Origin of the sequence: Moorena sp. SIO4A1, from assembly GCF_010672065.1 — a bacterium.
Taxonomy (GTDB): Bacteria; Cyanobacteriota; Cyanobacteriia; order Cyanobacteriales; family Coleofasciculaceae; genus Moorena.
Map to the genome: position 1 here is coordinate 1 of NZ_JAAHHX010000177.1, position 3,688 is coordinate 3,688.

General features: G+C 42.1%; 3 protein-coding genes. 1 reads left to right on the top strand and 2 read right to left on the bottom strand.

Annotated features, from left to right (window positions below):
* Positions 1–751: 751 nt before the first annotated feature.
* Positions 752–1,375 carry a hypothetical protein gene (locus F6K53_RS35675; protein ID WP_293084085.1) on the bottom strand — a complete coding sequence of 208 codons (624 nt, stop codon included), beginning with the start codon at positions 1,373–1,375 and terminating at the stop codon, positions 752–754.
* Positions 1,376–1,591: 216 nt separating this feature from the next.
* A complete protein-coding gene (locus tag F6K53_RS35680; RefSeq protein WP_293084088.1) occupies positions 1,592–3,031 on the bottom strand; it encodes a nucleoside transporter C-terminal domain-containing protein in 1,440 nt (479 codons plus the stop codon).
* Positions 3,032–3,252: 221 nt separating this feature from the next.
* On the opposite strand from F6K53_RS35680, the gene F6K53_RS35685 reads away from it, so the two are divergent.
* The gene (locus F6K53_RS35685) at positions 3,253–3,513 is read left to right on the top strand and encodes a hypothetical protein (protein WP_071105323.1); all 261 of its coding nucleotides are present in this window, start codon (positions 3,253–3,255) and stop codon (positions 3,511–3,513) included.
* Positions 3,514–3,688: the final 175 nt, after the last annotated feature.

A 3,688-nucleotide genomic window follows, 5' to 3' on the forward strand; every position in this document is an offset into this window, starting at 1 on the left:
TTAATTAAATTATTTTAAACATTTTTAATTGAAAATATTTGATATTACTTTGTATTAAAAATCCCGATTAATTATGGAATAATTAGCTTATCAAATATCTATTATAAATCTTTACTATAATCAAGGCTTAATTTTAATTAAATATAATAGCTACTAATAGAGTACCGAAAATATAAACTATTCAATAAAAAACCTGAAGATTATTTAAAGCTCAAATCACCTATTAATTACCTAGAAAAAGATAAAAAAAAAATCTAGATAGCATCAGGGATAATTATCAATACAATATTAATTAAATAGATCCGGATTATTGATACTTTTTTGAAAAAGAAATAAAGTCACACTGACTCTGATGCTCTATACAGTAATTTTTGTTAAAGCTAGTTATAGGGTTTTATATGGATTGTAAACACACTTGTTGCATAAATTGCCTGGCAGACAAGAGGAAAAAAGCAACCTAGGAAAGAGAGCCGGAGTTTTATTTGACAATAAAAAAAGACATATTATATTTACATATCATTTGGAAAACCTATCTTGATTAGTGGTTAGTTTATTTTTTTTAATAACTAATAAATCCTCAAGGAATAACCCCTTCTAAGGAGGTAATTAATCCGATGTTACTTGAAGTGAGCAGCACAGAAAACTGCCTATATTTGGTAAGTAAAGGCAGCTTTGGTGGAGAAAAAATAATGCACCATAGACGATGGACAATTACCAGCTTCCCTGAAGCGTAAGGAGCATGCCATTGACCTTAAAGAGATTTGAGAGTTTTAGCCAAAAGTGCAATGGCATCTTTAACGTCTCCCTGAGCTGATTCTGTGGCGCAAATTAGCATCACCACCACATTTTTACCCAGCTGACGCGCCAAGATCACTCCACTGACTGGCTGAGTCTGACCACCTAGGGTTAAGCTACCTCTCCAAGGAAGAGACACCCCTCCTGGTACTGGCTGAAAATTACCGGTTTGAAATCCTTCACCCCGCCTAAACTGTTCAATAGCAATCTGTGCTAGGGAAGCGTTGCTTAATGGAGGATCTGTCGCTCTTTGTTCTACAAGCACCGTGTAGGCTAAGTTACCATCGGGTGCTTCAATTAAGGGGAAACCACCTATGGTACTAACCTTATATCCTTCCAGTATACCCACCTGAAAGCGCTTTGTGAGATCTTTATAAGGTTCTTGATTAAGTCTTAAAGTATGGGCTGAGGTATCAGCAGTAGTGGGCGCTGCTAGGGCAGACAATTGAGCTTGAGCTGGTAATGATTGTATTGGTATAGTCAATTGCTCAGGTTTAGACCCTGGGGTGCGCCCCCCAATTATTAGTAATAGGGTAGTTAGCAGAGTTAGACCAATCAGCCAAAGTTGGTTACGTTTCATGGAATTATGCAGGAGAAATTATGAAATATCAATTACAATTTTTCCCATTTCAGAATGTAGGGTGCGTTAGGGGCGGGCTCGCCCTAATTTTCCACTTCGTAGCCAGCGTTGCAATAGTTCGCCCCGTAACGCACCACCAAGTATAATTTAGAATTTAAAATTTAGAATTTAGAATTTAGAATTTAGAATTTAGACTTCACATTTGCTGACTTCAGACTATTTTCCCAAAATTGCTGGGTTGCCAAAATCAAACACACCAGCAATACAGCCAGTCATGTATGTAGCTAAAGTTGCTGCCCAGAGAGCTTTCCAGCCAATGGCGCTAATGTCAGCACGACGTTCGGGAACCAGACTCGCTAAACCACCAACAAAAATGCCAAAGGATGCAATATGAGCAAAGCCACAGAGGACATAGCTGATAATCAAAATAGCGCGATCGCTAATTAATCCCTGGGCTGATAGCTGGGCTAACCTAAGATAGGAAGGAATCTCGGTTTGCAATAACCGTTGACCGATCAGCACAGAGGCTTGCCACAGTTCTTGCCAATCTAGGGAAACACCAGTGAGAAAGGTCAAGGGCAAAAATAGTACCCCAAAGATATTATCTAAGGTAATCACACTAAAGATATTACCGATTAGCTGTAGTAGGGGATTGTCACTAGCAGCCAAATTAGCCAAATAAGCAAAAAAAGTATTGACGAGTGCCACTAAGCCTAAGATAGCAATGACTACAGCGGCAATTCCCACAGCCATCCTCACTCCATCCCATGCTCCCACAATTAAACTATCGATGGGGCTAGGTTTTTTCTGATTCGGGTCTTCTTCCTCTGTTGGTACCTTCCCTAAGGTTTTGGGCACATCGGTTTCTGGCACAATCAGTTTCGCCATCACGAAGCAGGCGGGAATAGTTAGCACAGAAGCGGACATCAAGTGACCAGTAATGGTGGGGAAAGTCGGTCGCAACAAACTGCTATAGAGAGCCAATACTGTTGAAGCAATCGAACCAAAGCAGCATGTAAGGATAGCACACAGTTCGCTGCGGGTCATATCGGCTAAGAATGGCTTGACTGCGATCGCTGATTCAATCCCTACAAAAATATTCGCTGCTCCTGATAGGGATTCAGCACCACTAATACTCATAGTTGCCCGGAATAGTCTGGCAAAGACCTGAACCACTGGCTGGATCACATGCAGTCTATACAACAGAGCAATCAAAGCGGAAAAGAAAACCACCTGGGGTAGGGAGCGGAAGGCAAAAATAAAGCCGAAATTCAGATTATCTGGAGTGAGGCGATCCCCTGGGACAGAAACGTAAGGAGTTCCCACTGCTCGGTAAATCCAGCGTCCCGCTGGACCAGGACCAACCATCAATTCTGGATCAGGAACAAAGGCAGAATTACCACCACCGAGCATAAACCTAGCTCCTGCTTCTGACGCATCCAAGATAGCATTGAGAGCGTCATTCAAACCGAGGATGAATTGGCGGGTGGGGGCAAACAGGAATATTAACAGTCCCATGACCAGTTGTAAACCAATGCCGAAAATGATCACTTTCCAAGGAATTACGCGGCGATGCTCTGAACTGAGCCAAGCAATGAAACATAGGGCAAAAATACCACAGAAGGAAATAAGATTGAGATATAAGGGATGAGACATGGGCCCTTGTGTTTCCAATTAGGCAATTTAGCCATGAACTAGCACGATCAGATTCTATGGCAGAGTTACTGGGTCAAGCTAGCAGCTATAACAATATACTATTCAGGGCAATTTCTAGATGGTAGAACCCCTAAAATAGTCTCAGGGAAATAAAGAATCCCACATTAACGTAACTATTGCCAACTATTACCCCCCGAGACCCCCAGAGGATTGCTATATATATGGATGCTTTTGCCCCCTTACCGCCTCAGTGGACCAAATCAGCCACCCATGCCTTGGAATTCTGTTGTCCTAGTTGTCGAGCATCTGTTCTAGAAGCTGAGAAGGTTTGGATTAATCGCTCCTCACCAGTGATGGGTGAAGACCACCGCCGGAAGTGGCAAGAGTTTTATCAATGTCAGTGTGGCTATGTATGGTGGGCTTGGAGTAGCGATCGCCCACCCTCAGAATTGAGCAATCGAGAGAATCCTCCTATCGTTTAACCCCCGATCGTCCTTCCCGTTCTTTGGGTCTTCGTGGTTAGCTAAAACCACTCTCAATTTTATTTGTTCTACTAAATTGTTCAGCAAATTAACACCCCTAGTGTTAGATGACCAGCAGATCACCAGGTAAACAGGCAGCTCCAAAAATGCGATTGACCGAAGGCCACCCTCAGCA

Bases quoted from the DNA above. Each gene is read 5' to 3' on its own strand.
- F6K53_RS35675 (WP_293084085.1), bottom strand. From the start codon at position 1,375: ATGAAACGTAACCAACTTTGGCTGATTGGTCTAACTCTGCTAACTACC.
- F6K53_RS35680 (WP_293084088.1), bottom strand. From the start codon at position 3,031: ATGTCTCATCCCTTATATCTCAATCTTATTTCCTTCTGTGGTATTTTT.
- F6K53_RS35685 (WP_071105323.1), top strand. From the start codon at position 3,253: ATGGATGCTTTTGCCCCCTTACCGCCTCAGTGGACCAAATCAGCCACC.